Below are 26227 nucleotides of genomic sequence, written 5' to 3'. Positions count from 1 at the left end.
CAAGCGTGTGAAATCAGCTCCTCTTGTCAGCATCGCCATCCCCGCGTACCACTCACGCTTTTTCCGCCTCGCCTTGCAAAGCGCGCTCGAGCAGAGCTACGAGAATCTTGAGATTGTAATCTGCGACGATTGCCGCGGCGATGAAGTCGAGCGTATTGTCCAGGAGCTTGAAGCAGGCTCGAGTGTTGCGGTGCGCTACCTGCGCAACCCTACCCGGCTGGGGTTCCAGCAAAACCTGTTGCGTTGCCTTGAAGAGTCCCGGGGCGAGTACATCAAGTTCCTCTGCGATGACGATCAGTTGCTGGCGTTCTGCGTCAGCCAGCAGGCGGCCATCCTGCAAGAACATCCGCAAGTATCGTTGGTGATCAACAAGCATCACCTGATCGATGCCGACAACTACGCCTTGCCGATCCGTGTTGAAAACACCGGCATCACCCAGTTCGATGCGCTGTTCAACGGCAGCGACATGCTGGCGTATTTTGAAAAAACCACCCGCAATATCCTTGGCGGTTTAAGTGGTGCATTGATGCGTCGCACCGACGTCGAGGCTTTGCTGCCGGCGTTGGCGCGGCCCGGCGAAGGCTTCGAGGCGGTCCTGGATTTTGCCTTGTTCATCTGCCTGTTGCGACGGGGTAACCTGGTCCAACTGTACGCCGAGGGAAGCGGTCAGCGCTTGCATCCGGACCGCCTGGCGCGTCAGGCCAAAATGCTTGAAGCGGCCACGGTGGAGCTGACGTGGCTCAAGGAAATGCTTGGCCAGCGCAGTGGCGAGCCGGCGCCGGCCAGTGGCTGGGTGCGTTACCAGGCGCTGGACCGAAGCAAGGAGGATGCGACCGAGTGGGAAGAAATAAACGTTTACTCGGTCATCGCGACTCGGCAGGGCGTTATCGGCTCGCAAGTTGGCACTGACATCGAAAGCTACGCAGACCTCTATGTGCAGTGGTTGGAGTGCCGCCGTTTCAGTCCATTGCGCAAGCAAGTCCTGTCCCGGCAGATCGCGCGCTGGGCCTATCGTCCGAGGATCGTCCCCGTCATTATCGATGAGCAGGACGATCCTTATGCGCTCGGCATTACCCTGCAAAGTATCACGGCCCAGGCCTATGCCTGCGAATCGGTGCTGCTGCTGTCCAACGGTCGCCAGGGTGTGGACAACCATATCCTGCGCCTTGGACTGCAGGCTGACTGGGTGCAGCAGCTCAATGGGCTTTTGCCTCAATTGGACGGCGCCGATTGGTTCTACCTGCTGCGTGCCGGCGACCGCTTGACCGAGTCTGCGCTCCTGGTCATGGCCGACCGGATTGTCAGCTCGCCAAGTGCTGCCTGCATCTACAGCGATGAAGGCGCGCTGGTGGATGACAAATCGGCGGAGCCGATCTTCAAGCCCGACTTCAACCTCGATCTGATGCGCGGTTACCCCTATGTCGGTCGGACTCTGGCTTTCGAGCGCGCGCGATTCCTGGCCTCGGGTGGATTCGATTCGAGCCTGGGCGAATTGGCGCCCCATGACTTGATCTGGCGACTGGTCGAAACGGACGGGCCGCAAGTTATTGGTCATATCCCTGAAGTCCAGGTCGAGTCGACGTTATCGTTCGCCCAATGGCTGTCGCAGCCGGAAGTCATCGAGCAAAACACCCGGCTGATCAGTGCGCATCTGCAGCGTATCGGCATTCCGCACCGGCTTCACCCCGGGGCGCTCCTCGCGCTGGTTCCGCGCATTGAATACCTCTTCGCCGAGCGTCCTCTGGTGTCGATCGTCATCAGCGTCAAGGATGACCTGAGTGCGCTGGAGCGTTGTATCAACAGCCTGCTCAGTGCGACGACATATCCGCACTACGAAATCATCATTGTCGATAACGCCAGTGAAAACGCCGCGCTGCAGCATTGGCTGCGGGGCATGGCTGAGCTGGGCAGCGAAAAATTGCGAATACTCCTGCACCCGGGAAGTAGTAGTGAAGCAGTGATCCGCAACTTCGCCCTACAGCATGCCCGTGGCGAATATCTGTTATTGCTCAACCCCAATTGCATCGTGCTGGAAGCCGCTTGGCTGGATGAGCTGCTCAATCATGGGCAACGCCCCGAGGTCGGTATCGTGGGGCCTCGCACGCTTAACCAGCAGGGCCGGGTCATCGATGCCGGCATGATCATGGGGATGGGCGGGTTGGCGGGCAGGGCCTTTGTCAACGAATCGGTAACGTCTGGCGGCTACATGCAGCGCTTGCAGACCGTGCAGAACTGGAGCGCCGTTGGCGATCATTGCCTGTTGGTACGCAAGCAAGTTCTGGAGGAAGCTGGCGGGTTCGATGAGTCGATCACAACGCAGCGCATCAATTCTCTGGAGTTGTGCCAGCAGGTCGGAAAAAACGGTTACCTGATCGTCACCACGCCATACAGCGATGTCGTGCTGGCCTCCGGTGTGGAGCCTGGTCGTGATCCTTCTTGGAAGCAGCGGCTGGAGGAGGAGCAGGAGGCATTCTATCAGCGCTGGTTGCCCAAAATCGCCAACGATCCCGCCTACAACCGTAACCTGACCCTGACCGGAAAAAGCTTCAGCCTTGAACCCGGGCCACGCACCGGCTGGAATCCGTTGATCACCCGTAACGTGCCCTCGATCCTGGGGATGGCGGTCAACACCTCGGCGGTGGGGCATTACCGGGTCAGCCAGCCATTGTTCGAGCTGGAGGCGGCGGGTCGAATCGTCGGGCGTGTTGCCTACGATACGCCCTCGATCATTGACATCGAGCGCCAGTCACCGGATGTGATCATTCTCCAGGGTCGCTATAACGTGGGTAAGTTCAAGGACATTGCCCAGGTCAAGACTTACTCCAAGGCCATGCGCATCTATGAACTGGATGATTACATCGCCAGGGTCCCGGAGAAAAACGAACACCGTCGCAATATGCCGGACAACCTCGAAGACTTGCTGCGCCAAGGTATCGCCCAGTGCGATCGGGTCGTGGTGTCCACCCATCCGTTGGCGGACGCTTTGTCGAGCATGCACCACGATATTCGCGTCGTGCCGAACATGCTGGCGGCCGGCCTGTGGAACCAGCTTCGAAGCCAGCGTGCGACCTCCAGCAAGCCGCGTATCGGTTGGGGGGGCGGCACCAGCCACCGTGGCGACCTGGAGCTTATCGCCGATGTCGTTCGGGAACTCGCTGATGAAGTCGAATGGGTTTTCTTTGGCATGTGCCCCGATTTGCTCAAGCCCTATATCCATGAATTCCATCCAGGCGTTAGCCTTGCGCTTTATCCGGCAAAACTGGCCAGTCTGAATTTGGACTTGGCCCTGGCGCCGTTGGAATTTCATATATTCAACGACTGCAAAAGCAACCTTCGCCTGTTGGAGTACGGTGCGTGTGGCTATCCAGTCATCTGCTCGGATACGGAGGCCTACCGAGGTCATTTGCCTTGCACGCGAGTCCTCACCAACAGTACCGAAGAGTGGCTTGAGGCAATCCGTATGCATTTGGCAGATCCGATTGCCAGTTACCGGATGGGCGACGAATTACGTGAAGTGGTGCTGCGCGACTTTATCTTGCGCGGCGATAACCTGCAGTACTGGGCCAATGGTTGGCTGCCGGATTGATGGGTTTCCCCGCGAAACTCCCGGTGTCGCTGATGCGGCCACCCACTTGTTAAGGAATGAATATGCAAAGCAATGTCCCAACAGGAACGACTGCGCCGTTGAGTGAACGGTTTACGCTGGTACTGCTTGCTCATGACCAGTCGACCGCCCTGCGGCGGGCGTTGCGCTATTACCGCGACAGTTCATTCGCCGTGTTGGTGGTTGACTCATCAAGCCGGATCGATGGCAGTATCTCGATGGCATTCCCCGGCGTGCAGTGCCTGCATGCGCCTGAGGCGCGCGGCTTCGGCGAAAAGGTTCGCCAGGCCCTCGAGCGCGTTGCCACGCCTTACCTGGCGATTGCCGATGCCGAAAGTTTCCTGCTACCCCAGGCGCTCGAACAATCGTTGAGTTTCCTGGAGGCGCATGCTGAATATGGCGTATGCCAAGGCTACAGCCTGGCGTTCGAGGCCCATGCCGACCGTGTCGACTATTATTTGCTCGATCGCAAGGGCTGCGAAGATTACTCCGGCGCATCGGCCGAAGCTCGGCTGACGGTGTTTGCTGAAGATTGTCCTTCACTGGTTAACGCGGTGACACGCACTGAAACCCTGCGGCGCAGCTACGCTTCGTTGCCCGCCGATTTTGACTCTCGGTTGCAGGAGGCTGGTCATTCCCTTGGGTTGGTGACGGATGCAAGGGTCCGCTTGCTGGACATTCCCCATGGCGTAAACGAGCGTAGTCGCGTGGCGAAGCCATGCAACCCCGTCGGCACGGCGCCTGGTACCGAGGACTTGCGAGCCGTCGCTGAACAGGAACGCATGGCCACGATGCTGACCAGCGCTTCTGGTATGGATGATTCGGCGCTGGAACATGCCCGGGCCATACTCAAGAAGCTGGTCGAGCGTTCGGCGCCGCAGGCTGGGAAACTGTTCGAATCGACCTGGGATTCGCGGCGTGGCGAACCGATCCGACGTTTCGAGCCGACGCAGTACGTTGAGTTGCCTTTTTACAACCAGGCTTTCTTCGATGTGCTCGCGGCGCTGGAATTCCTGATTCATGCGGCGCCAAGCGGACAGGTGCAGCTGAGAGAGCTGGAAGCGGTCATGCTCAGGCAGAAAGAACTGTCGCGCCCTCAGCGCAATACCAGTGCCGAACCGCTTGATGAACAGCTGGCGAGGGCTTTTTTGAGCTATGCATTCAATCAGGATCTGGTGAAGCAATTGCTCGGGCTCATGCAGGCCAAGGGTGACACGCGCTACGTGCAGATGCTTCAGGCCTGGGACCAACGACTCAAGGCTTCGGCGTTTGAAAATACCGCGAGGTTGTTCGACGCCACGCGCTCCGGTCAATTGCTGCGTTGGCTCGAGGCGCGCGAACCGAGTGCCAGTGAAGCTCAGAAAGTGTCCCAATACCTGGCCGCTCGCAACGGTGGACCTACCTTCGGTATTTTGATCCTCGATCTGGAAGCCGACATTTTCAAGATGCAGGCCACCTTCGACAGCATAATCAACGGCTACTGCCGGGCGTTCAAGATTGTGGTGTTCACCACCGGCGACCTGCCGGCCGAGACGACGCCACAAAACGTCCTGCATTTCGTCAAGGTCAACGAAAGCAATTACGTCGAGAAGATCAATCAGGTGGTCAACCAGATCGATTGCGATTGGGTGGTCATGGCCGAAGCCGGCGATGAAGTCACGCCGGGAGGCCTGTTCCGCGCGGGTTTGGAGCTACTGGACGCTGGGCAGTGCCAGGCCGTGGCAATGGACGAGTTCCAGCGCCAGCCGGACGGGACCTTGGCTGATGTATTCCGGCCTGGGTTCAACTTGGACTTGCTGCAAAGCAACCCGGCGTTGATGGCCCGTCATTGGCTGATCCGCCGCGAGACATTCCTGAAGCTTGGCGGTTATTCGCGTGAATTCAAGAACGCGATGGAGTTCGACCTACTGTTGCGTCTGATCGAGCAGGACGGACTGGAAGGGCTTGCTCATCTGGATGAGCCCCTGCTGGTCTGCCAGGCGCCACCGGCGGAAAACAACGCCGATGAGCGCAAGACACTGCTGCGTCACCTGGCGGTTCGTGGCTATCAAGCTGACGTAAGCTCAGTGGTGCCGGGGACGCATAAGATCGACTATCGCTTTGCCGTCCGCCCGATGGTGTCGATCATTGTCCACGGCATTGGCGATCTGACAGCGTTGCAACGTTGTTTGCTCAGCGTCCTGCAGCGCACTCGATATCAGCGCTACGAAGTGCTGGTCCCCACCCCGACCGCTAACCATTCGGTGCTGCGCACCTGGCTCGACGGTCAGGGGCACCAGGCCGGTCGCGTCCGGTTGCTGGATATCGACGCGGGCGTCGCGACGGGGACCCTGATTAACGCTGTGAGCCAGGAAGCCAAGGGCGACTACTTGGTGACGCTTGCGGCTGACAGCGAAGTGGTCAACGTCAACTGGATCGAATCGCTGCTCAATCAAGTGTTGCGCCCGGAGGTCGGCGTGGTCGGCGCCAAGCTGGTCGAGCGCGATGGAAGCATCGCCCAGGCTGGCCTGATCCTGGGACTGAACGACACAGTCGGCTCGGCTTTCGTCGGTGAGCCGAAGACCGTCCGGGGCTACATGAACAGGTTGGTAGTCGAGCAGAACTGTTCGGCGGTGTCTTTCGCCTGCCTGATGATTGCCAAGCAATTGTTCGAAGCGGCCGACGGCATTGATACGGCATTGTTCGACGATGCGCTGGGTGACGTCGACTTGTGCCTCCGGGTTGGCCAGGCAGGTTATCTGACGGTATGGACGCCGCATGTGCAAGTGATCCAGCCCGGCGTGCTGGCGAGTACGCCGCAGGCGCTTGCGGCGCTGCGTGAGAAGTGGTCCGGGGCGTTCGCCCAGGACCGGTTCTACAACGGCAACCTGGCGCTGCAAGGTGCGGGTTTTACCCTCGGACCGGTGCGCAACGTACCTTGGACCGACTTGCTGAACTAACCGCCGCATAACCGTGCGGATGAATCGTGGCGAGGGAGCTTGCTCCCGCTGGGCTGTGAAGCAGCCCCTTTTGTGAGCGCTTCGCACTCAAGCGGGAGCAAGCTCCCCCGCCACAATTAATCAAACGCCTTCTGCAGTTTTCCACCGGGTACGGCAGGTAAATCTACCGTCGCTCTCACACAATTGCATCGCCATCCCCTACATTCCTGTCCGGTGTCCAATCCGATCGCGAGAAATGACACTGCTTCATTTGTCATGAAAAAATGCCCCTTGAGGACAAAACAGCGTGACGCATAGGTCATAAAGTGCATCTTCACTGTATTGTATTCCCCGGAGTGGAGGCCCGTTCGTTCGCCTGGCAAGGCTTCCGCCCTCGGAAATCAACCATTTTGAAGCGCCCCTGAGCTTTTGGGGGTGAACCTAGTCGCAGTACATGATCGGGAAGCCATGATGATTGGCATAAAAAGCATAGCGAGTTATGTGCCGACCGCTGGTGTGGATAACTACGCTCAGGGTGCCAAATTCGAGAAGGATGAAGAGTTCATCCTCGGCAAGATTGGTTCGGCGTTCCTGCCGCGCAAAGACGCTGATCAGGAAACATCGGACCTGTGTGTCGAAGCAGTGAACGCGCTGTTCGCCAACAACCCACAGCTTTCGCGCGAATCGATTGACGCGCTGATCGTCGTCACCCAGAACGGTGATGAGGAAGGATTGCCGCACACGGCCGCCATCGTGCAGGACAAACTCGGGCTGCCGACCCATGTGGCGGCGTTCGACATATCCCTGGGCTGCTCGGGCTATGTCTATGGCATCTATGCCCTGAAAGGCTTCATGGAGGCTGCAGGGCTGAAAAACGGGTTACTGGTCACCGCTGACCCCTATTCGAAAATCGTCGACCCTGAAGACCGCAACACCACCATGCTCTTCGGCGACGCCGCCACGGCCACTTGGATGGCAGAAGGGGCCAACTGGCAGTTGGGCAAGTCCAAGTTCGGGACTGACGGTTCCGGTGCGCCGCACCTGAAGGTGAGCGACGGTGTGTTTTTCATGAATGGTCGCCAGGTCTTCAACTTCGCCTTACTGAAAGTGCCGGCTCATTTGCATGAACTGCTGAACGAATCGTCATTGCAAGCCAGTGATATCGACGCGTTCTGCATCCATCAGGGGAGTGCGGCTATCGTCGATGCCGTTGCACGGCGTTTCGAGGGTGAGCCTGAGAAATTCATCAAGGACATGGTCGAGACCGGCAATACCGTGTCGTCGAGCATTCCGCTGTTGCTGGAAAAGCACGTCCTGGATGCCGACTGGAAGCGCGTGGCGATCAGCGGTTTCGGTGTTGGCCTGTCGTGGGGCTCGGCGATTCTCTATCGCGACTGATCCGATCCTCTCCTTCTGATAGCGCTTCAGGTTCGCCTGAAGCGCTATTTTTTTGCCCCTGACCATGTCCTACGGTTTATTGGCGCCATTTTTCGGGCCTTTATCCATCGCTAAGCCCTTGTTTCACAAGGGGTGGCAGTCTGCTAGTAAATTTTTTAAAAAAAGCCCTCAAGCAAGTTCCCAACCCGACGATAACTATTACGAAGGTTCTCTAGGCCACACCCGGCGGTTGCCAGGGCCGGAAGCCGCAGTACCCAACCAACGAGGAATTCGTCATGGCTTTAACAGTAAACACTAACGTCACATCGTTGAACGTTCAGAAGAACCTGAACAAGGCTTCCGATGCTCTGTCCACTTCGATGACCCGCCTGTCTTCCGGCCTGAAAATCAACAGCGCCAAAGACGACGCCGCTGGCCTGCAGATCGCTACCCGTATGACCTCGCAAATCCGCGGTCAAAACATGGCGATCAAAAACGCCAACGACGGTATCTCCATGGCGCAGACCGCTGAAGGCGCGATGCAAGAGCAGACCAACATTCTGCAACGTATGCGTGAACTGGCCATCCAGGCACGTAACGACAGCAACAGCGCAGATGACCGTATCGCTCTGAACAAAGAGTTCTCGCAGATGAGCGACGAACTCACCCGTATCGCCAACAGCACCAACCTGAACGGCAAGAACCTGCTTGACGGTACCGCTAGCACCATGACCTTCCAGGTCGGTTCGAACAACGGTTCTGACAACCAGATCACTCTGACTCTGAGCGCCAGCTTCGACGCTGCAACTCTGGGTGTTGACTCGGCGATCACCATCGTTGGTTCCGACAGCGCTACTGCTGAAACCAACTTCTCGGCCGCCATGGACGCAATCACCAGCGCCATCGACACCATCAACAGTGCTCGTGCGGACCTCGGTGCTGCCCAGAACCGTCTGAACAGCACTATCTCCAACCTGCAGAACATCAACGAAAACGCCAGTGCTGCACTGGGTCGCGTACAAGATACCGACTTCGCTGCTGAAACTGCACAACTGACCAAGCAGCAGACTCTGCAGCAAGCGTCTACCTCGGTTCTGGCCCAGGCCAACCAACTGCCATCCGCTGTACTGAAGCTCCTTCAGTAATAGCCGGATGAGTTTTAGCGGGGGAGTGCGCTTGCGTGCTCTCTCGCTTTTTCCGTTCAAGAGGTGATGGACATGGATATGAGCGTGAAGCTGAACTTGTCTTATCCAGCGGCGAAGCCGGCACCCACCGTGGTCGACAAGCCCGTGGAGAAGCCTCAAGCCGACGTTGCTACCGTAACCCCGGTCAAGCAAGCGCCTAAAGACGCTGCCGCCGAGCAGGACAAACTCAAGAAGGCCGTTCAGGAAATCGAGAAGTTCGTCCAGTCGGTCAAGCGCAACCTGGAGTTCTCTATTGATGAGCCTTCAGGCAAAGTAGTAGTCAAAGTGATTGCCAGTGGCTCCGGTGAAGTGATTCGCCAGATCCCGAACGAAGAAGTTCTGAAACTGGCCAACAGTTTGAATGATGCAAACAGCTTGTTGTTCAGCGCTGAAGCCTGACAGCCGGCACGAATTTTGTTGTTATGTTCTTTTGGGCGTTGTAAAGGTCAAAAGGCCGGCGACACACTGAAGGGAGTCCCACATGGCAAGTCCAATTCTACCTGGCTTGGGTCTAGGCTCTGGCCTCGATACCACTGCGATCGTCAAGGCGCTGGTCGATTCCGACAAGGCCGCCAAGCAAGGTCAGATCACCCGAGCGACAACGACGACTACCAACAGCATTTCCGGGGTGGGTACCCTGAAGTCATTGTTGGCAGCTTTCAATACCGCCATGAAGGACTTGTCCAGCACAACGACCCCGCAATTCTCGGGTTTTGCTGCGACATCTTCAGCTCCCGGTGTTCTCACGGCTACCGCCAGCAACACGGCGGTGAATGGCACTTACGCCATCAAAGTCACCAACCTGGCCACTGCGTCCAAGGTCACTTCGGCGGCCTTCGCGGGTGGTACGACCAGTGCCATTCCCACGGGTACGATGACCATCTCGCAGGGCGGTAACAACTACAACCTCAATGTGCCGGATGGCTCCACCTTGCAATCGGTTCGAGACGCGATCAACGCCGACTCTTCGCTCAAGGCTGCCGGAGTCAGTGCGAACATCATCACCGACTCCTTTGGTTCGCGCCTGGTGTTGGGTTCGACCACGACCGGTGCAGGTTCCGATATCTCGGTGAGCGGCATCGCGGGGCTGGAGATCGATGGCACGAACGTTGTGGGCGCTGGCAATACCGCGCTGACGGCCACTTCGGCGGGCGCCATCGGTGCCCTGGCCCAGGATGCCAACTTCACCGTCGATGGCATGGTGCTGACCAGTAAGAGTAATACGGTCAGCACGGCGATTTCCGGATTGACGTTGAATTTGCTCGGAGTAGCCGATGGCGGCACTTCAACCGTTACCGTGGCGCCGAACAACGATGGCCTGAAAGCCTCGATTCAGAAATTCGTCGATGCCTATAACGCAGTCGCTAACAGCATCACCGCACTGACCAAGCCGTCGCTCGACGATGATGGCAACCCGACGGTATCGGCCAAATTGACTGGCGATGCGTTGCCTCGCTCGCTGTTGGCGGCGATTCGTACTCCCTTGTCCGAGACGGGCTCTGGGGACAAGCTCACAGCGCTGGCCCAACTGGGTATCACCACCGACCAGAAGACCGGCGCACTGAACTTCGATAGCGTCAAGTTCAGCGCAGCGATGAACGATAAAAAGCTAAGCGGTGAAGTGCAGACCTTGTTCACTGGCACCAACGGCTTGCTGGAACGCATGGGCAAAGCTATCGAACCCTACAGTCAGACCGGCGGTATCCTCGATCAGCGCACCACGGCGCTGAACAGGACCCAGACGCGGCTGAAGGCTGATCAGGAGGCTCTGGATCGCCGGGTCGAGACATTGACTGCCACGTTGACCAAAAAGTACAACGACATGGACACTCTGGTCGGGAAGCTCAAAGCGACTGCCAGTAACATCACCTCGATGTTCGAAGCGCTGACGGCACAACAGAGAAACAGTTGATTTTCGACAGACGCAAAAAAGCCCGGCAACGTTTTGACAACGTTCCGGGCTTTCGGCTTTTCGGTCTAAAGTTTTTTGACGCAGCGTCGATACGCTGTTTATACGAACCGAAGTTTTTTGATGAGGTAGAACATGAATCCGATGTTAGCCCTTCGCCAATACCAGAAGATTGGCGCCCAGGCGCAAACCTCCGAAGCAAGTCCCCATCGTCTTGTGCAGATGCTCATGGAGGGCGGGCTGGACCGTATCGCCCAGGCCAAGGGCGCCATGGAGCGCAAGGATATCGCAAACAGAGGCATCCTGATCAGCAAGGCCATCGGCATCGTCGGTGGTTTGCGTGAAGGCCTGGACCTGGAAAATCGGGCCGAGTCGGTTGCTGAACTGGATGCTCTTTACGCGTACATGATGAAACGTCTGGCCGAGGCCAACGTCAAGGCCGATCCGAAGATCCTCGACGAAGTCGCCGATCTGCTTCGCACGGTCAAGGAAGGCTGGGATGCCATTGCCACGCCTGGTCCGCAATTCTGAGGAATATGCTCATGAGTCTTGTCTTGCAGCGAATCGAACAAACCCGTGACGCTTTGGTTGATGCCTTGGCCGAACGAAACTGGGAAGCCATCGGTCAATTGGACCTGGCATGCCGTTCCTGCATGGAAGACGTCATGAGCGAGTCCGAGGTGGACGAGGCGGCGTTGCGTAACAATCTGGAAGAGTTGCTGGGGGTGTACCGGCAATTGCTGGAGGCGGCGACTGGGGAGCGTCAGGCGATCGTGAACGAAATGTCGCAGGTGCATCAGTCACAGAACGCGGCGAAGGTTTACAACCTGTTCGGATGATTTAATTTTCATTTAATCCGAACAAAGTGCGCCATAAATTTGACTGTGCACGATTTTTTGACTTAACTAGTGGCTGTTTACAGATTTCAGGCGTCTACAGGCATGACAAGTCTGCAAGCGTCTAGCTTGCCCCCAAATTCGGGCACTGAGTTGACTAGGGAAGTTGCTATTGCATGTGGCGTGAAACCAAAATTCTCCTGATCGATGACGACAGCGTCCGCCGCCGCGACTTGGCGGTGATCCTTAATTTTCTCGGCGAAGAAAATTTACCCTGCGGCAGTCATGACTGGCAGCAGGCTGTCGGCGCCTTGTCGTCCAGTCGTGAAGTCATTTGCGTCCTTATCGGGACCGTAAATGCCCCCGCATCGCTTTTGGGCTTGCTAAAGACACTGTCAACCTGGGATGAGTTCCTTCCAGTTTTGCTAATGGGCGAAAATTCTTCCCTAGACTTGCCGGAAGACCAGCGCCGCCGGGTACTTTCCACCTTGGAAATGCCGCCGAGCTACAGCAAATTGCTCGATTCGCTGCACCGTGCCCAGGTTTATCGCGAGATGTACGACCAGGCGCGCGAGCGGGGTCGGCATCGTGAGCCCAATCTTTTCCGCAGCCTCGTCGGCACCAGCCGTGCGATCCAGCACGTGCGCCAGATGATGCAGCAGGTGGCCGACACCGACGCCAGCGTGCTGATCCTGGGCGAGTCCGGTACCGGCAAGGAAGTGGTCGCGCGCAACCTGCATTACCATTCCAAACGCCGCGAAGCGCCGTTCGTACCGGTCAATTGCGGGGCGATCCCAGCCGAGTTGCTGGAAAGCGAATTGTTCGGTCACGAGAAGGGCGCGTTTACTGGGGCAATCACCAGCCGCGCCGGGCGTTTCGAATTGGCCAATGGCGGCACGCTGTTTCTCGATGAAATCGGCGACATGCCGCTGCCGATGCAGGTCAAGCTGCTGCGGGTACTTCAAGAGCGCACGTTCGAGCGCGTGGGCAGCAACAAGACCCAGAGCGTCGACGTGCGGATCATCGCCGCGACCCACAAGAACCTGGAGAGCATGATCGAGGTCGGCAGTTTCCGCGAAGACCTCTATTACCGCCTCAATGTGTTCCCGATCGAGATGGCGCCGCTGCGCGAGCGGGTCGAAGACATTCCGCTGCTGATGAACGAACTGATCTCGCGCATGGAGCATGAGAAGCGCGGTTCGATCCGCTTCAACTCGGCGGCGATCATGTCCCTGTGCCGCCATGGCTGGCCGGGCAACGTCCGTGAGCTGGCCAACCTGGTTGAACGCATGGCGATCATGCACCCCTACGGCGTGATCGGCGTGGCCGAGCTGCCGAAGAAATTCCGCTACGTCGACGACGAAGATGAGCAAATGGTCGACAGCCTGCGCAGCGATCTGGAAGAACGCGTGGCGATCAACGGCCATACCCCGGATTTCACCAGCAATGCCTTGCTGCCGCCGGAAGGCCTGGATCTCAAGGATTACCTCGGAGGCCTGGAACAGGGCCTCATCCAGCAGGCCTTGGACGATGCCAATGGCATCGTGGCGCGCGCGGCGGAACGGCTGCGCATCCGCCGCACGACCCTGGTGGAAAAGATGCGTAAGTACGGCATGAGCCGTCGCGAAGGAGACGAACAGGCGGATGATTGACGCCTGTTTTATAACCGCCTGAATTTCAGGCGGTTTTTTTTCGGCACGGGTATTGCTACTGCCCTCGCAACGTTCCGTTTAACTGACGGTCAGCCAAGCGAGAGAGCACGATGACCCAAGCCGCCCTGATGTCTCCTGTCCCCGAGCCGGGACACATGCCGTCCGCCGAGCAGGCTAGCCGGCTTGGACTTGAACAGGCGTTTTCGCTGTTTAACCAGATGTCCAGCCAGTTGACTGACTCCTACAGTTTGCTCGAAGCCCGGGTCACCGAGCTCAAGGGTGAGCTGGCGGTTGTCAGCGCCCAGCGCATGCAGGAACTGGCGGAAAAAGAACGCCTGGCCAATCGGCTGCAAAATCTCCTTGATCTATTGCCTGGCGGCGTCATTGTCATCGACGCCCACGGTTTTGTGCGCGAAGCCAATCCGGCGGCGTGCGAGCTGCTCGGGCTGCCGCTGGAAGGTCAGCTTTGGCGCCATGTCATCGCGCGCTGCTTCGCTCCGCGAGAAGACGACGGTCATGAAGTCTCCCTGAAGGACGGTCGTCGCCTGTCCATCTCGACCCGTTCGCTGGACGCCGAGCCCGGGCAATTGGTGCTGCTCAATGACCTGACTGAAACCCGTCATCTGCAAGATCAACTCGCCCGCCACGAACGCCTGTCTTCCCTCGGGCGGATGGTGGCGTCGCTGGCCCATCAGATCCGTACGCCTCTGTCCGCCGCGTTGCTGTACGCCAGCCATTTGACTGAGCAGCAGTTGCCCATGGAAACCCAGCAGCGCTTTGCTGGCCGCTTGAAAGAGCGTCTGCACGAGCTGGAGCACCAAGTGCGCGACATGCTGGTCTTCGCCCGGGGCGAATTGCCGTTGACTGATCGCGTGACGCCCAAGGCATTGCTGCAATCCTTGCAAGCTGCGGCATTGACCCATGTGCAGGATTTGCCGATCCGCTGGCAGTGCGACAGCCATGCGGGCGAGATCCTGTGTAATCGCGACACGCTGGTGGGCGCGGTGTTGAACCTGATTGAAAACGCGATCCAGGCCAGCGCCGATGGCGTCCGCTTGAAAGTCCATCTGTACACCCGCGGCAACACGTTGCGCCTGTGCGTCAGCGACAACGGCAGCGGTATCGATCCAACCGTGTTGTCCCGCCTGGGCGAGCCTTTTTTCACCACCAAGACCACCGGGACGGGCCTGGGCCTGACCGTGGTCAAGGCCGTGGCCCGGGCCCATCAGGGAGAATTGCAGTTGCGCTCGCGGCCGGGACGCGGCACGTGTGCGCTGGTCATCCTGCCGCTGTTTTCCAGTGCGCCAGGGGTGGAGTGAAGGTAATGGCAATCAAGGTTTTGCTGGTGGAGGACGATCGCGCCCTGCGCGAGGCGCTCGCCGATACGCTGCTGTTGGCCGGGCATGATTATGCCGCCGTCGGTTCGGCAGAGGAGGCGTTGCAGGCTGTCGCTTGTGAACCGTTCAGCCTGGTCGTCAGCGACGTCAACATGCCGGGCATGGACGGTCATCAATTACTCGGTCTGTTGCGCGCCCGTCAGCCGCAATTGCCGGTCCTGTTGATGACTGCCCACGGTGCGGTCGAGCGTGCGGTGGATGCCATGCGCCAAGGTGCGGCGGACTATCTGGTCAAGCCGTTCGAGCCCAAGGCGCTGCTGGACCTGGTCGCACGTCATGCCTTGGGCAGTCTGGCCGCCGAAGGCGAAGGCCCGGTGGCCATCGAGCCGGCCAGTGCGCAATTATTGGAACTGGCTGCGCGGGTGGCGCGCAGTGATTCAACCGTGTTGATTTCCGGCGAGTCCGGTACGGGCAAGGAAGTGTTGGCCCGGTATATCCACCAGCAATCCCGTCGCGCCAGTGAACCGTTCATTGCCATCAACTGCGCGGCGATTCCCGACAACATGCTCGAGGCAACGTTGTTCGGGCATGAGAAGGGCTCGTTCACCGGCGCCATCGCGGCCCAGGCCGGCAAGTTTGAACAGGCTGACGGCGGCACTATCTTGCTGGACGAGATTTCCGAAATGCCGCTGGGCCTGCAGGCCAAGCTGTTGCGTGTATTGCAGGAACGTGAAGTGGAGCGGGTCGGCGCACGCAAGCCCATCAGCCTGGATATCCGCGTGGTGGCGACAACCAACCGCGACCTGGCGGGTGAAGTGGCGGCGGGCCGTTTCCGAGAAGACCTGTATTACCGGCTGTCGGTTTTTCCGTTGGCCTGGCGTCCGTTGCGTGAACGCACCGCCGATATCCTGCCGCTGGCCGAGCGCCTGCTGGCCAAGCACGTCAATAAAATGAAGCATGCGACGGCACGGCTGTCCGCAGAAGCCCAGGCTTGCCTGATCGCTTATCCGTGGCCCGGCAACGTTCGGGAGTTGGATAACGCCATTCAGCGCGCGCTCATTCTGCAACAGGGCGGCTTGATCCAGCCCGAGGATTTTTGCCTGGCGGGTCCGGTGGCATGTGCGCCTTTGCCAACGTTGCCGGCCGCGCCGGCGTCAATTTCTATGCTGGATACGCCCGGTGAAACCGCTGGCGCCTTGGAAGACGATCTGCGTCGCCGTGAATTCCAAATGATCATCGACACCCTGCGCGCCGAGCGTGGTCGACGCAAGGAAGCAGCCGAGCGCCTCGGCATCAGCCCACGTACCTTGCGGTACAAGTTGGCGCAGATGCGTGATGCAGGAATGGACGTCGAGGCTTATCTCTTCGCTAGTTGAACCCCCCGTCGCAAGGGCGCTGGCCCGCTCATGAGTGCGAAACGCCCATGCCTGAAAACCGTTGAACCGTGTAGCGCCGGATGCGCTCGCGCGCGCATTTGTTTCTGACGGCCATGGAGCTGGCACCCTTGTTGCTAACACCTATGTACCCGCTGAGTAAGTGTCAAAAAAACGCGGGCCGCCAGAGAGAATAGACCATGAGCCAAGGTATTGAATTTAATCGATTGATGTTGGACATGCGGGCCATGCAAATGGACGCCATGGCCCAGCCTAAATCGGTAGCTGTCCCTCAGGTGGGCGGCAGCAGCTTTTCCGACATGCTCGGTCAGGCCGTCAATAAAGTGAACGATACCCAGCAGGCTTCGAACCAGTTGGCCAGTGCTTTCGAGATTGGCAAAAGTGGCGTAGACCTGACGGACGTAATGATCTCCTCGCAGAAAGCCAGTGTCTCGTTTCAGGCATTGACCCAGGTACGCAACAAACTGGTCCAAGCCTACCAAGACATCATGCAGATGCCGGTTTAAGGAAATTATTGAGTCATGGCAGAAGCAGCCGTTGATAACGTTCCAGCCAAGGCCACTCCGGTAGACGGCAAACCGCCGTTGTTCGGTCTGTCTTTCCTGGAAAACCTCTCCGAGATGACCATGCTGCGTCAGGTGGGCCTGTTGGTCGGCCTGGCTGCCAGCGTGGCGATTGGTTTCGCCGTCGTGTTGTGGTCCCAGCAGCCAGACTACCGTCCGTTGTACGGCAGCCTGGAAGGCATGGATGCCAAGCAAGTCATGGAGACCCTGGCTTCTGCCGACATTCCCTACACCGTTGAACCCAACTCTGGCGCCTTGCTGGTCAAGGCCGACGATGTGGCACGCGCGCGCCTCAAGCTCGCTGCCGCCGGCGTGACGCCGACCGATGGCAATATCGGTTTCGAGATCCTCGACAAGGACCAGGGCCTGGGCACCAGCCAATTCATGGAAGCGACTCGTTATCGTCGCGGCCTTGAAGGCGAACTGGCGCGTACCATCTCCAGCCTCAACAACGTCAAGGCCGCCCGTGTGCATCTGGCGATTCCGAAAAGCTCGGTGTTCGTGCGCGATGAGCGCAAGCCGAGTGCTTCGGTACTGGTTGAACTGTATTCCGGCCGCTCCCTGGAGCCAGGCCAAGTCGTTGCCATTATCAACCTGGTGGCGACCAGCGTTCCCGAATTGAGCAAGTCGCAAATCACCGTGGTCGACCAGAAGGGCAACCTGCTGTCCGACCAGGCGGAAAATTCCGAACTGACCATGGCCGGCAAGCAATACGACTACAGCCGCCGCATGGAAGGCATGTTCACCCAGCGCGTGCACAACATCCTGCAACCTATCCTGGGCAACGGCCGCTACAAGGCCGAAGTCTCGGCAGATGTGGATTTCAGCGCGGTCGAATCGACTTCCGAGCAGTTCAATCCGGATCAGCCAGCGTTGCGCAGCGAGCAGTCGGTGAACGAACAGCGTACCGCCAGCAATGGTCCGCAAGGCGTGCCGGGTGCCCTGAGCAACCAGCCGCCATCGCCGGCCAGCGCGCCGCAAACCACCGGTGGCGCCACCGCCGCCGCGGGCATGGTGCAGCCCGGCCAGCCGCTGATCGATGCCAATGGCCAGCAGATCATGGACCCGGCCACCGGCCAGCCGATGCTGGCACCGTACCCGGCCGACAAGCGTCAACAATCCACCAAGAACTTCGAGCTCGACCGTTCCATCAGCCACACCAAACAGCAGCAGGGCCGTTTGAATCGCCTGTCGGTCGCCGTGGTCGTGGACGATCAGGTCAAGGTCAACCCGGCCAACGGCGAAACCAGCCGTGCGCCGTGGAGCGCCGACGAATTGGCGCGCTTCACTCGCCTGGTTCAGGACGCCGTCGGTTTCGACGCCAGTCGTGGCGACAGTGTCAGCGTGATCAACGTGCCGTTCTCCCTGGAGCGCGGCGAAGAAATCGCCGACATTCCGTTTTATTCGCAACCCTGGTTCTGGGATGTGGTCAAGCAAGTATTGGGTGTGCTGTTCATCCTGATCCTGGTGTTCGGTGTGTTGCGTCCGGTACTCAACAACATCACCGGTGGCGGCAAGAACAAGCAGTTGGCAGGCTTGGGCGATGTAGAGCTGGGAGGCATGGGTGGCCTGGATGGCGAATTGGCCAACGATCGCGTCAGCCTCGGCGGGCCGCAGAGCATCCTGCTGCCAAGCCCGAGCGAAGGCTATGACGCTCAGTTGAACGCCATCAAGAGTCTGGTGGCAGAAGATCCGGGTCGTGTGGCCCAGGTCGTGAAAGAGTGGATTAACGCAGATGAGTGATAATCGAGCCGCTGTTGCCAAATTGTCCCGGGTCGACAAAGCCGCGATCTTGCTGCTGTCCCTGGGTTCGACCGACGCTGCCCAGGTGCTGCGTCACATGGGGCCCAAGGAGGTCCAGCGCGTCGGCGTGGCCATGGCGCAGATGGGTAACGTGCACCGCGAGCAGGTCGAGCAGGTCATGAGCGAGTTCGTCGACATCGTCGGCGATCAGACCAGCCTGGGCGTCGGCTCCGACGATTATGTGCGCAAGATGCTCACCCAGGCGCTGGGCGAGGACAAGGCCAACGGTTTGATCGACCGGATCCTGCTGGGTGGCAACACCAGTGGCCTGGACAGCCTCAAGTGGATGGAGCCGCGCGCGGTGGCAGACGTGATCCGTTACGAGCACCCCCAGATCCAGGCGATCGTGGTGGCGTACCTCGACCCGGACCAGGCCGGCGAAGTGCTGGGCAACTTCGACCATAAGGTTCGCCTCGATATCATCCTGCGCGTGTCGTCGTTGAACACCGTGCAGCCGGCGGCCCTGAAAGAATTGAACCAGATCCTCGAGAAGCAGTTCTCGGGCAACTCCAATGCTTCGCGCACCACCTTGGGCGGTATCAAGCGCGCGGCGGACATCATGAACTTCCTCGACAGTTCGATCGAAGGTCAATTGATGGACTCGATCCGCGAAGTCGACGAAGACCTGTCCGGTCAGATCGAAGACCTCATGTTCGTGTTCAACAACCTGGCCGATGTCGACGATCGTGGCATCCAGGCACTGTTGCGCGAAGTGTCCTCCGATGTCCTGGTCCTGGCCCTCAAGGGTTCGGACGAAGGCGTCAAGGAGAAAATCTTCAAGAACATGTCCAAACGGGCGGCCGAACTGTTGCGCGACGACCTCGAGGCCAAGGGCCCGGTGCGCGTCAGCGACGTGGAAACCGCACAGAAGGAAATCCTCACCATCGCCCGCCGTATGGCCGAAGCCGGAGAAATCGTGCTCGGTGGCAAGGGCGGCGAAGAGATGATCTAAGGTCGTTATGTCTGCCAAGAGTGATGATGCACCCAGCGACCTGATCCGCGCCCGGGACGTCGGAGGTTTCGACGTCTGGTCGCTGCCCAGTTTCGACCCCTTTGTGCCCGAGCCTGAGCCGGAACCGGTGGAAGAACTGCCGGAGATGGAGGAAGTGCCGCTGGAGGAAGTCCAGCCACTGACCCTGGAGGAAGTCGAAAGCATTCGCCAGGAGGCCTACAACGAAGGCTTTGCCATTGGCGAAAAAGAAGGCTTCCACAGCACCACGATCAAGGTCCGCCAAGAAGCCGACGTCGCGCTCACGGCGAAGCTGCGCGCATTGGAATCGCTGATGCTCAACCTGTTCGAGCCCATTGCCGAGCAGGACACCCAGATCGAGAAATCACTGGTCGGGCTGGTGCAGCACATCACTCGCCAGGTGATCCAGCGCGAGCTGGCCATCGATTCAAGCCAGATCGAACACGTCATGCGCGAAGCCCTCAAGCTCCTGCCGCTGGGCGTGGGCAACGTGCGGTTGTACATCAACCCGCAGGACTTCGAGCTGGTCAAGGCCTTGCGCGAGCGCCACGAGGAAACCTGGCGCATCGTCGAGGACGAATCCCTGCTGCCGGGCGGTTGCCGCGTAGAAACCGAGCACAGTCGCATCGACGCGACCATCGAGACACGCATCAGCCAGATCATGGCAAAACTTTTTGACCAACTGCACGAACAGGCCCTGCATCCGGCCCCGGCCGACCTGAGCCTGGATTTGCCGGACGAACCCAAGGCCGCCGCTATCGTCGATCCGGAGAGTGCCGAGCCGCTTATCCCTGTTACGGACGACCGCGATGCGCCTTGAACGAACCAGCTTCGGCAAGCGCCTGGGCAGTTACGCCGAGGCCACCGAACTGGCCGGCCAGCCGATCCTGGAAGGTCGCCTGTTGCGCATGGTCGGCCTGACCCTTGAAGCGGAAGGCTTGCGTGCCGCCATGGGTAGCCGTTGCCTGGTGATCAACGATGACAGCTATCACCCGGTGCAGGTCGAAGCCGAGGTCATGGGTTTCTCCGGCAGTAAAGTATTCCTGATGCCGGTGGGCAGTGTCGCCGGTATCGCCCCGGGTGCCCGCGTCGTGCCGCTGGCCGACACTGGCCGCCTGCCCATGGGCATGAGCATGCTTGGCCGCGTTCTGGACGGCGCCGGACGGGCCCTGGATGGCAAGGGCGGTATGAAGGCCGAGGATTGGGTGCCGATGGACGGCCCGACCATCAACCCGCTCAAGCGTGACCCCATCAGCGTACCGCTGGACGTGGGCATTCGTTGCATCAACGGTTTGTTGACGGTCGGGCGTGGCCAGCGCTTGGGCCTGTTTGCCGGTACCGGGGTGGGCAAGAGTGTGCTGCTGGGCATGATGACTCGCTTTACCGAAGCCGACATCATCGTGGTCGGGCTGATCGGCGAGCGGGGTCGCGAGGTGAAGGAGTTCATCGAGCACATCCTCGGCGAAGAAGGGCTCAAGCGTTCCGTCGTCGTGGCTTCGCCGGCGGATGACGCGCCATTGATGCGCCTGCGTGCCGCCATGTACTGCACGCGCATCGCTGAATATTTCCGCGACAAGGGCAAGAACGTCCTGTTGCTGATGGATTCGCTGACCCGTTTCGCCCAGGCCCAGCGGGAAATCGCCCTCGCCATTGGCGAGCCGCCGGCCACCAAGGGTTATCCACCTTCCGTCTTTGCCAAGCTGCCAAAGCTGGTGGAGCGTGCCGGTAACGCGGAGAAGGGCGGCGGTTCCATCACCGCGTTCTACACCGTGCTGTCCGAGGGGGACGACCAGCAAGACCCCATCGCCGACTCGGCCCGTGGCGTGCTCGACGGCCATATCGTTTTGTCCCGGCGCCTGGCGGAGGAGGGGCATTACCCGGCCATCGACATCGAAGCGTCGATCAGCCGGGTCATGCCATCGGTCATCAGTGCCGAGCACATGAAGCGTGCACAACAGTTCAAACAGTACTGGTCCCGTTACCAGCAAAGCCGCGACCTCATCAGCGTCGGTGCCTATGTGCCCGGTGGTGATCGTGAGACCGACACGGCCATCAGCCTCTATCCGTCCATGGCGGTGTATCTGCGCCAGGCGCTGAACGACAGCATTGGCATGGGCGCCAGCGAAGCGCACCTGCAAACCATTTTCGCCCCAGTCTCCGGCACGTAACCGATCATGGCCACGAGTCGTGCGGCGCGCCTGGCGCCAGTGGTGGACATGGCGGAAAAGGCCGAGAAGACCGCCGTCCAGCGGTTGGCGTATTTCCAGGGGCAAGTGGCGGTTGCCGAAAGCAAGTTGGCGGACCTTGAGAATTTCCGGCTCGAATACCAGGAGCAGTGGATCGCCCGTGGCAGCCACGGGGTTTCCGGCCAGTGGCTGTTGGGTTACCAAGGGTTCCTAGCGCAGTTGGGTACCGCCATCGACCAACAGCGTCAAAGCCTGGTCTGGCATCAGAACAATCTGGAAAAAGCTCGCCAGAGTTGGCAGGAAGCGTTCGCCCGCGTCGAAGGGTTGCGCAAGCTTGTACAGCGTTACATCGACGAGGCGCGGCAATTGGAGGATAAGCGCGAGCAGAAACTGCTGGATGAACTGTCCCAGCGCCTGCCGCGCCAGGATCCGTATTGATAGAGGCGGTAGAGTTGTCGGGTTGGCGATTTCAAACCTTGCTCAGACCTCTACCAGGTGCTAAACCTTGTACACGTATGTCCACGACAAGGAAGTGAATATGTCTGTCGTTACCGAAGTGTCTCCTGATGGGCAAAAACTGACGATCTCGATCAAGGGTCGCTTCGATTTTGGCCGTCACCAGGAGTTTCGTGAGTCTTATGAAAAGCTCAATATGAAACCCGAGTCGATCGTGGTTGATTTGAAAGAAGCCACGTACCTCGACAGCTCCGCCTTGGGCATGCTCCTGCTGTTGCGTGATCATGCCGGCGGCGATGAATCGGATATCCGCGTCGTCAACAGCAGCAGCGACGTCAAGAAGATCCTTGCGATTTCGAATTTCGACAAGCTGTTCGATATCAGTTGATCGCCATGCAATCGTCACCGGAGCCGCTGACGATCCTGATTGCCGAAGACAGTGCCGCTGACCGACTGCTGTTGTCGACCATTGTCCGTCGACAGGGGCACCAGGTGCTCACGGCGGCCAATGGCGCCGAGGCGGTCGAGGTCTATTCGCAACAACGTCCGCACCTCGTGCTGATGGACGCGATGATGCCCGTCATGGATGGCTTCGAAGCGGCCCAGAAGATCAAGCAATTGGCCGGGGACCAACTGGTCCCGATCATTTTTCTCACCTCGTTGACCGAAAGCGAAGGGCTGGCCCGTTGCCTGGAGGCCGGGGGCGATGATTTCCTGGCCAAACCCTATAACCAAGTCATCCTGGCTGCGAAAATCAAAGCCATGGACCGCTTGCGTCGGTTACAGGCGACGGTGGTCGAGCAGCGCGACCAGATCGCCCGGCACCACGACTACCTGCTCAACGAACAGCGCGTCGCCAAGGCCGTGTTCGACAAGATCGCCCACTCTGGTTGCCTGAGCGCGCCCAATATCCGTTACCTGCAGTCGCCCTATGCCTTGTTCAATGGCGACTTGCTGCTGGCTGCGTTCAACCCGGCCGGCGACATGCATATCCTGCTCGGCGATTTCACCGGGCACGGCTTGCCGGCGGCGGTCGGGGCGATGCCGCTGGCTGAGGTGTTCTACGGGATGACGGCCAAGGGCTACGGCCTGGCGCAAATCCTGCGGGAGATGAACGCCAAGCTCAAGCGCATCCTGCCGGTGGACATGTTCTGTTGTGCGACGCTGCTGAGCATGAGTTTCCAGCGCTGCACCGTGGAAGTCTGGAATGGCGGCATGCCCGACGGCTATCTGCACGACAGCCTCAGCGGTGTACGTACGCCGCTGCCGGCGCGGCATTTGCCGCTGGGTGTGCTGACGCCCCAGTTGTTCGACGATCGCACCGAAGTCCATCCGCTATCGGTGGGCGATCGGGTGTTCCTGCTGTCCGACGGGGTGATCGAGACCAGCGATCGCGACGACCAGCCGTTTGGCGTGGAGCGGTTGCAGCAGGTGTTCTCGGCCAACCGCGAACCTGACCGTCTCTTCGAGGATATTCAGCAGGCCCTGCGGGATTTTCGCGGTGAGGCGCGTGACGACTTCAGCATGGTCGAGGTGCGGTTGGTCGCGCCGACGCAACTCAACCCGCCACCGCCGGTCTATTCCGATAGCGGCCAGTCCAGCCCACTGGATTGGTCGGTGAGCTTCGAGTTTCGCGCACAGACGCTCAAGCGCTTCAATCCGATGCCGTACCTGCTGCAATTATTGCTGGAGGTCCATGGGCTGAGGGCGCAAAGCGGTGCGTTGTACAATGTGTTGTCGGAGCTTTATTCCAACGCCCTGGAACACGGGGTGCTGGGGCTCGATTCAAGCCTGAAGCGTGATGCGACGGGTTTTGCTCGTTATTACCAAGAGCGCAATGCGCGCCTGGACGAGCTGGGTGACGGTCACGTTCGGGTGCATCTGCACGTCACGCCTCAGGGCGATGGTGGCCGGTTGGTCATCGAAGTCGAAGACAGCGGCAAAGGTTTTGATGTCGCCAAGGTGCTGGCACGGCCGCTGGACCGGGACCGATTGTCAGGGCGCGGCGTAAGCCTGGTGCGCCAACTCTGCCATCAGGCCTCCTGGTCAGACGATGGTCGCAATGCGCGCGTGGAGTTTTTCTGGGAGGCTCTGTCATAATCGGGGCCATTCTTGATCAGGGAGCGAACAAGTGAGCGAAATTCATCTGGATCTCGACGTGCTCAGTACGTTGAAGGAAGTCATGGAGGACGGATATCCGGAACTGCTGGATACCTTTCTCAAGGATTCCGAGGCACGCCTTCGTGTATTGCACGAGGCGAGGGATGCCGAAATGCTGAGTGCCACTGCCCATAGCTTCAAAGGCAGCAGCAGCAATATGGGCGCCATCCGCCTCGCCGAGCTGTGCGGTGAGCTGGAGCAGCGTGCCAAGCAGCCGTCGTTGCGCGGTATCGAAAGCCTGGTCAACGAAATCGATAGTGAGTTCGCACACGTGCGCACCCTTTGCCGGGAGGAGCGCGAGGGCTTTCACTGCTGAAATCGTGCCGCCCGGCGCGTTGGCCCGTCCCTTGCATTGTCATGTCCGACTGCATCTATGATTCCAGTGCAGCGGAGACCATTTTATGCCCGTTACGCCAAATACACTGCTCCAGGCCACTGCCCAGGCCAAGCCGCAGGCCGCCGTCAATCCACTGGCAGCAGGCCCGGACGCCGGGAATAAAGCCTCCAGCTTCGCGCAGGTCTTCGCCAAGCAGGCACCTGTCAAATCACCGACGGTGCCTGAGCCCTCGGCAAAACCGGTGCGCGACAAGACGTCCGATAACACCGTCAAGAAGGACGCCGACAGTGATACGGCTGCCGCTCCGGAGCCGGCGGTTGCCGATAGCGGCAAACCCTTGCCCGCCGACAAGCCGGCTACCGCTGATGGCAAGACGACGGATGACGCCAATGGCGAGACGCCTGAAACGCCTGTCGCGGACGCCGCGCCTGTGGATCCGGCGCTCGACCCAGCGTTGTTACCAGGCGCTGTGGTTACTGATGTCATCGCTGAGGTACAGCCGGCCCCCGTGGCCATCGCGACCGAAGCTCAAGTCACCGCGGCGGTGGCGACTCCCGTTGTTCCGAGCGTGGTAGCCAATGCCTCGGCGCCCGTGACTGATCCGGAGTTCGACCCACAGGCCGATCCGCTCGATGCATTGCCAGCGTTGCGGTTGGCGATGGAGCAGAGTGGTCATGTGTCCGCTTCCAGCCAGGCACAGCCGAAGGCCGCTGCTCCCGCGTCTCTCGATGGCGAGCCAACGTCGGCCCAGACTTTTGCCGCCGGTATGGCGAACATGCTCACCGTGCAGGCCGACCAGGACAGCACCGGTGCTGGCAGCCAGGGTGGTGACAAGGCGTTCAGTGGCCTGATCAGCGAAGGCCTCAAGGATTTGACGGCCGCTTCCAGTGATACCCGCGTGGACGACTTTGCCAATCGCCTGGCGGCACTGACCCAGGCCGCCACGCCGAAAACCGCCAACGCGGTACCGGTCAACCAGCCCATCGCCATGAACCAGAGCGGCTGGACCGAGGAAGTGGTCAACCGGGTGATGTACTTGTCGAGCGCCAATCTAAAGGCGGCCGATATCCAGTTGCAACCGGCCGAACTCGGGCGCCTGGATATCCGGGTGAACGTGATTCCGGACCAACAGACCCAGGTCACCTTCATGAGTGCCCACTCAGGCGTGCGCGAAGCCCTCGAAGGCCAGATGCATCGCCTGCGCGATAGCTTCGCCCAGCAGGGCATGGGGCAGGTCGATGTAAATGTCTCGGATCAATCCCGTGGCTCGCAGAACCAGGACCAGCAAGCCCAGCAGCAGGCACAGGCTGGGCGCACCACGTCCTCCGGCGGGCGAGTGGATTCGGTGGATGAAGACGTGCCGGCCAGCGTTGCCGACGTGGCGGCCAGCACCACCAGCGTGATTGGCACCAGCGCGGTCGACTTCTACGCCTGATTCAACGCAACAAACCCTGTGGGAGCGGGCTTGCTCGCGAAGGCAGTGTGTCAGTTAACATTAATTTGACTGACACACTGCGTTCGCGAGCAGGCCCGCTCCCACA

The 26227-nt window shown here is 59.6% G+C and carries 21 protein-coding genes; all 21 read left to right on the top strand.

From position 1 onward, the window contains the following. The first annotated feature begins 7 nt into the window (after positions 1-7). The 21 genes from VQ575_RS18880 to VQ575_RS18780 all read left to right on the top strand — a co-directional run bounded on the left by VQ575_RS18880 (position 8) and on the right by VQ575_RS18780 (position 26121). Positions 8-3586: a glycosyltransferase gene (locus VQ575_RS18880; RefSeq protein WP_039593100.1), complete on the top strand. Its 3579-nt coding sequence runs from the start codon at positions 8-10 to the stop codon at positions 3584-3586. 62 nt (positions 3587-3648) lie between these two features. Next, positions 3649-6543 (top strand): TIGR00180 family glycosyltransferase, encoded by a 2895-nt coding sequence (locus VQ575_RS18875; RefSeq protein ID WP_325918214.1) that lies wholly within the window; start codon positions 3649-3651, stop codon positions 6541-6543. A gap of 450 nt (positions 6544-6993) precedes the next feature. Further along, on the top strand, positions 6994-7920 hold the full coding sequence (locus tag VQ575_RS18870; RefSeq protein ID WP_039593161.1) for a ketoacyl-ACP synthase III: 927 nt from the start codon (positions 6994-6996) through the stop codon (positions 7918-7920). 275 nt (positions 7921-8195) lie between these two features. Further along, positions 8196-9044, top strand: a complete 849-nt coding sequence (locus tag VQ575_RS18865) for a flagellin domain-containing protein (RefSeq protein WP_039593098.1) — start codon at positions 8196-8198, stop codon at positions 9042-9044. A gap of 72 nt (positions 9045-9116) precedes the next feature. Further along, positions 9117-9482, top strand: coding sequence for a flagellar protein FlaG (locus tag VQ575_RS18860; protein WP_039593097.1), 366 nt, complete (start codon positions 9117-9119; stop codon positions 9480-9482). 82 nt (positions 9483-9564) lie between these two features. Further along, a complete protein-coding gene (gene fliD / locus VQ575_RS18855; RefSeq protein ID WP_325918212.1) occupies positions 9565-10995 on the top strand; it encodes a flagellar filament capping protein FliD in 1431 nt (476 codons plus the stop codon). Between the two features lie 132 nt (positions 10996-11127). After that, positions 11128-11523 carry a flagellar export chaperone FliS gene (fliS, locus tag VQ575_RS18850; RefSeq protein WP_039593095.1) on the top strand — a complete coding sequence of 132 codons (396 nt, stop codon included), beginning with the start codon at positions 11128-11130 and terminating at the stop codon, positions 11521-11523. Positions 11524-11534: 11 nt separating this feature from the next. Further along, entirely contained in the window at positions 11535-11831 is a 297-nt protein-coding gene (locus VQ575_RS18845; protein WP_045155386.1) for a flagellar assembly protein FliT, read from the top strand. Positions 11832-12004: 173 nt separating this feature from the next. Next, entirely contained in the window at positions 12005-13480 is a 1476-nt protein-coding gene (locus VQ575_RS18840; protein ID WP_039593093.1) for a sigma-54 dependent transcriptional regulator, read from the top strand. A gap of 110 nt (positions 13481-13590) precedes the next feature. Then, positions 13591-14799, top strand: a complete 1209-nt coding sequence (locus tag VQ575_RS18835; protein ID WP_411829906.1) for a sensor histidine kinase — start codon at positions 13591-13593, stop codon at positions 14797-14799. Positions 14800-14804: 5 nt separating this feature from the next. Next, complete coding sequence (locus tag VQ575_RS18830; RefSeq protein WP_039593091.1) at positions 14805-16193, top strand: sigma-54-dependent transcriptional regulator; 1389 nt, start codon at positions 14805-14807, stop codon at positions 16191-16193. A 197-nt stretch (positions 16194-16390) separates the two neighbouring features. Further along, complete coding sequence (gene fliE / locus VQ575_RS18825; protein ID WP_003199082.1) at positions 16391-16717, top strand: flagellar hook-basal body complex protein FliE; 327 nt, start codon at positions 16391-16393, stop codon at positions 16715-16717. A gap of 15 nt (positions 16718-16732) precedes the next feature. Next, entirely contained in the window at positions 16733-18517 is a 1785-nt protein-coding gene (fliF, locus tag VQ575_RS18820) for a flagellar basal-body MS-ring/collar protein FliF (RefSeq protein WP_039593090.1), read from the top strand. Then, positions 18510-19529 (top strand): flagellar motor switch protein FliG, encoded by a 1020-nt coding sequence (fliG, locus tag VQ575_RS18815; protein WP_007958288.1) that lies wholly within the window; start codon positions 18510-18512, stop codon positions 19527-19529. Before fliF ends, fliG begins: the two co-directional genes overlap by 8 nt. A 7-nt stretch (positions 19530-19536) precedes the next feature. After that, the gene (gene fliH / locus VQ575_RS18810) at positions 19537-20367 is read left to right on the top strand and encodes a flagellar assembly protein FliH (protein ID WP_039593089.1); all 831 of its coding nucleotides are present in this window, start codon (positions 19537-19539) and stop codon (positions 20365-20367) included. Further along, entirely contained in the window at positions 20357-21715 is a 1359-nt protein-coding gene (fliI, locus tag VQ575_RS18805; protein WP_039593088.1) for a flagellar protein export ATPase FliI, read from the top strand. The genes fliH and fliI overlap by 11 nt, the downstream gene beginning before the upstream one ends. 6 nt (positions 21716-21721) lie before the next feature. Then, positions 21722-22171: a flagellar export protein FliJ gene (gene fliJ / locus VQ575_RS18800; protein ID WP_003184033.1), complete on the top strand. Its 450-nt coding sequence runs from the start codon at positions 21722-21724 to the stop codon at positions 22169-22171. Positions 22172-22271: 100 nt separating this feature from the next. Continuing rightward, positions 22272-22577 (top strand): STAS domain-containing protein, encoded by a 306-nt coding sequence (locus VQ575_RS18795; RefSeq protein WP_039593087.1) that lies wholly within the window; start codon positions 22272-22274, stop codon positions 22575-22577. A 5-nt stretch (positions 22578-22582) separates the two neighbouring features. After that, the gene (locus VQ575_RS18790; protein WP_039593160.1) at positions 22583-24289 is read left to right on the top strand and encodes an ATP-binding SpoIIE family protein phosphatase; all 1707 of its coding nucleotides are present in this window, start codon (positions 22583-22585) and stop codon (positions 24287-24289) included. Between the two features lie 31 nt (positions 24290-24320). Continuing rightward, on the top strand, positions 24321-24665 hold the full coding sequence (locus tag VQ575_RS18785; protein WP_039593086.1) for an Hpt domain-containing protein: 345 nt from the start codon (positions 24321-24323) through the stop codon (positions 24663-24665). An 85-nt stretch (positions 24666-24750) separates the two neighbouring features. Continuing rightward, positions 24751-26121: a flagellar hook-length control protein FliK gene (locus VQ575_RS18780; RefSeq protein WP_325918209.1), complete on the top strand. Its 1371-nt coding sequence runs from the start codon at positions 24751-24753 to the stop codon at positions 26119-26121. Positions 26122-26227 lie beyond the last annotated feature (106 nt).

The sequence above is a fragment of the Pseudomonas frederiksbergensis genome (genome assembly GCF_035751725.1).
Taxonomy (GTDB): domain Bacteria; phylum Pseudomonadota; class Gammaproteobacteria; order Pseudomonadales; family Pseudomonadaceae; genus Aquipseudomonas; species Aquipseudomonas frederiksbergensis_A.
This window is presented reverse-complemented; position numbering and strand designations above follow the sequence as displayed.